General features: G+C 34.8%; 1 protein-coding gene, 1 tRNA gene, 2 rRNA genes and 1 pseudogene. 4 read left to right on the top strand and 1 reads right to left on the bottom strand.

Annotation, left to right across the window (positions count from 1 at the left end):
- From LrDSM24759_RS07465 to LrDSM24759_RS07455, 3 genes are all read left to right on the top strand, one after another.
- Positions 1–361, top strand: a 23S ribosomal RNA gene (locus LrDSM24759_RS07465); the annotation flags it as partial.
- Between the two features lie 64 nt (positions 362–425).
- A 5S ribosomal RNA gene (rrf, locus tag LrDSM24759_RS07460) occupies positions 426–542 on the top strand.
- 13 nt (positions 543–555) lie between these two features.
- Positions 556–628: transfer RNA gene (locus LrDSM24759_RS07455), tRNA-Asn, on the top strand.
- 84 nt (positions 629–712) lie between these two features.
- Here the strand turns inward: LrDSM24759_RS07455 and LrDSM24759_RS07450 are convergent.
- Positions 713–2,104: an amino acid permease gene (locus LrDSM24759_RS07450; RefSeq protein ID WP_117118837.1), complete on the bottom strand. Its 1,392-nt coding sequence runs from the start codon at positions 2,102–2,104 to the stop codon at positions 713–715.
- 258 nt (positions 2,105–2,362) lie between these two features.
- On the opposite strand from LrDSM24759_RS07450, the pseudogene LrDSM24759_RS07445 reads away from it, so the two are divergent.
- Positions 2,363–3,745, top strand: a pseudogene (locus tag LrDSM24759_RS07445) (aldehyde dehydrogenase family protein); the annotation flags it as partial.
- Positions 3,746–3,983: the final 238 nt, after the last annotated feature.

Genomic DNA, 3,983 nt, shown 5'->3' with positions numbered 1-3,983 from the left:
TCCCAAGGGTTGGGCTGTTCGCCCATTAAAGCGGCACGCGAGCTGGGTTCAGAACGTCGTGAGACAGTTCGGTCCCTATCCGTCGTGGGCGTAGGAAATTTGAGAGGAGCTGTCCTTAGTACGAGAGGACCGGGATGGACATACCGCTGGTGTACCAGTTGTCGAGCCTTCGGCACCGCTGGGTAGCTATGTATGGAAGGGATAAGCGCTGAAAGCATCTAAGTTCGAAGCCCCCCTCAAGATGAGATTTCCGATGCGCAAGCAGTAAGACACCTTAAAGACGATGAGGTAGATAGGCTAGGAGTGGAAGTACAGTGATGTATGGAGCGGACTAGTACTAATCAGTCGAGCACTTGACCAAGCAAAGGCTCAGCGGTTTTTTGCGAAAGATTATATTTAGTTTTGAGTGTAAAAGCTCAAAAGAGTACGGTGGCGAAAGCGAGAAGGATACACCTGTTCCCATGCCGAACACAGAAGTTAAGCTTCTCCACGCCGAAAGTAGTTGGTGGGAAACTGCCTGCGAGGATAGGAAGTTGCCGTGCTCTTTTTTAATATTCCGGCTTAGCTCAGTTGGTAGAGCACCTGACTGTTAATCAGGTTGTCGTCAGTTCGAGTCTGACAGCCGGAGTAAGGCAGAGGAAGTGAAAGAGGAAGAACAAATTGTTCTTCCTCTTTTTTGTTTATTTCATTCATTATAAAAAGTATCGGTGAACTACCGATACTTTTCTTTTTCTTCCCTAACAAGTGTAGAAAAAATACATAAAATTATAAATATTATAATAGCGCTAATCATAGCAATACGATAACTTGGAAGCCATAGCAATAAAATTATGATTGCTACAAAAAATAATAAAACTAATATATCTAAATATGGAAATAAAGGCATTCTATAAGTAGGTAGTTTATCAAATGGAGTTACCCTTCTGTATTTAATATGAGTTAGGATCATTAGAGACCAAATAATTAAGAACATACTGGTAGCAATTGAAGAAATGAATTCAAAAGCGTTATCACCTAAGAACAAATTCAATAAAGGTGCTATTCCTATAATAATAGTAGAAATGATTAACCCATTTGCTGGAAGTTGTCTGTGATTTAAATGTCCTAAAAATTTTGAAACTTTTCCTTTACCATCATAATTGATTGAAAAAAGTAATCTCCCTGCACTATAAATAAAGCTATTGGTAGCTGAGACAGCTGCACTTATTACCACAAAATTAATAATTGCACTGGCATCTTTTATTCCAGTACCTTCTAACGCTTGTACAAATGGAGAACTTGTAGTGGATACTTTATCCCATGGAATGGCCATTAAAATAGCCACAATAGCAAAAACATAAAATAAGATAATTCTTACTGGCAATTGGTTAATGGCCTTAGGAATTATCTTTTTGGGATTCTTAGTTTCCGACGCAGTTAAACCAATTAACTCTACACCGATAAAACTGAAGATAACCATTTGAAAACCGCGAAGAAAACCTTTTGGACCACGGGCAAAAAATCCTCCATCACTAATCAAATTAGTAAAGCTTATTGGACCGAAATTACCTTTACCACCAGTGATCATTAGATAGCCTATTAAAATTATAAAAGCTAGAATGGTAACAATTTTAATAATAGCAAAAGCAAATTCTAAGTTTCCAAATACTTTAGCAGAAATTAAGTTAATAATTAATAGAACTACTAAAGTTATTGTGCCGGGAATCCAACTAGGCAAATCTGGCCACCAAAATTGAAAGTATATTCCAAGTGCGGTAACTTCTGCCATGGCTAAAGTTAACCAACTAAACCAGTAAAGATAACCAGCCACAGTACCTACATTTTTACCTAAATATTCAGTTATAAAATCGATATAAGTGTTTTTATGCAGATCAGATAAAATTAATTCACCTAACGCACGCATTAGAAGAAATAAAAACATTCCTACAAGTCCATAAATTAAAATTACAGATGGACCCGCAAGATTAATACTATTTCCTACTCCCAAAAATAATCCAGTTCCAATTGTGCCCCCTAAGGCAATTAATTGGATATGAGTATTTGAGAGAGTACGCTTCATCGTATTTTTTTCTTGTTCAGGGGAAGAAGAATTTTTATTTGACATAAAAAACTCCTTTCTGGACACATTAAAATTTTAACATAAAATTTTAATGAATTATAATCTTGAACTAAGAATAATAATAGAAATTGAATTTCTTTGTGAAAATAAAAGCAAAATAGACGTAAGAATAAAAATTTTAGTGATATATCAGTATAATAATTTTGAGAAAAAGTGAGCAAGGATATTTACAACATATAATAAGTGGTTGTATACTGATATTGATCAATTAATCACAAGCATTGAATTTTTAGGAGGCACATAATGGTGCAAACAAAAGAAGATAATGTTGAAAAAGTTATTGATAACTATGTAGCTAAAGCTCATGTTGCTCTTGATAAAATGGCAAATTTGTCTCAAGAACAGGTCGATAAAATTTGTGAAGCAATGGTAAAAGCAGCATTAGATAATAAAGAACTTTTAGCGAAATTAGCAGTTGATGAGACTGGTAGAGGTAAAGTTGAAGACAAAATTATCAAGAATACTTTTGCTAGTGAAGTAATTTGGCAAGATATTAAAGATAAAAAAACTGTTGGAATCATTAATGAGGATAAAGAAAAGGGATTAATAAAAATTGCAGAACCTAAAGGTGTAATTGCGGGTGTTACTCCAGTTACTAACCCAACGTCGACAGTTATTTTTAAATCTCTTATTGCAATGAAGACACGTAATGCAATTATTTTTGGTTTTCATCCCCAAGCACAAAAATCTTGTGTAAAAACTGCCGAAATTTTACGTGATGCTGCTGTAAAAGCAGGAGCTCCTGAAAATTGTATTCAATGGATTGAAGAACCTAGTTTAGAAGCTACGACTGCTTTGATTAATAATCCTGATATTCAAACTATTTTGGCTACAGGAGGTCCTGGTATGGTTAAGGCTGCATATTCATCTGGTAAACCAGCTTTAGGTGTGGGTCCTGGTAATGGTCCTGCTTACATTGAAAAAACTGCTGATATCGCCAAGGCTGTATATGACATCATCTTATCTAAGACTTTCGATAACGGTATGATTTGTGCATCTGAAAACTCTGTTGTTGTAGATGAAGATATTTATGACCAGGTAAAGGAAGAATTTAAAGATTGGAATTGTTACTTCTTAAATAAAGAGGAAATTAAGAAGTTTGAAAAGACATTTATTGATCCAAAACGTGGTACTGTTGCTGGTCCAATAGCTGGTAAAAGTGCAGTAGAGATTGCTAAATATTGTGGAATTGATGTCCCTGATAATACTAAAGTTATAGTGGCAGAATATGATGGAGTGGGTCCAGACTATCCATTATCTGCTGAAAAACTTTCTCCTGTCTTTACATTATATAAGGCTAAGAGTCGTGAAGAAGCCTTTAAGATTTGTACAGAATTATTAAATTATGGTGGTCGTGGTCATACAGCAGGTATCCATTCGGAAGATGATGATGTAATAAAGGACTTTGCTTTAGCAATGTCTGCTTGCCGTATTTTAGTTAATACACCTTCCGCCTTAGGTGGTATTGGAGGAGTATTTAACGCTATGACACCATCGCTTACTTTAGGTACTGGTTCATATGGTGCAAATTCAATGTCGCACAATATTTCCATTGATGATTTAATGAATATTAAAACTGTCGCCTTTAGAACAAAAGAATTTCCTGGATTATCAATTACTAAAGAATAAAATAATCAAATAAAACATTCTAAGCTAAATAGTGAATTAGTTATCCGACGGGATAATTAATTCACTATTTTTATTCTCTTGTAGAATTTAAGTAGTAGTAAAACTATATGTCAAAGTTCTCTTAGACACTTGATGTCGTAAACAAAACTGGCAGTTTTACTTAAGTTATCAATAGTCTCTTCGAAGAATGTGGACACTTTGATGTCGAGTTTAGAAAATTAGATCTGATTTCTTA

This window comes from Lactobacillus rodentium (genome assembly GCF_003423665.1).
Taxonomy (GTDB): domain Bacteria; phylum Bacillota; class Bacilli; order Lactobacillales; family Lactobacillaceae; genus Lactobacillus; species Lactobacillus rodentium.
The sequence above is the reverse complement of the archived record's forward strand: the minus strand, read 5'-3'. Positions and strand labels throughout refer to the sequence as shown.

What these genes read in the sequence shown, in the direction of transcription:
- LrDSM24759_RS07450 (WP_117118837.1), bottom strand. Translation starts at nt 2,104, where the DNA reads ATGTCAAATAAAAATTCTTCTTCCCCTGAACAAGAAAAAAATACGATG.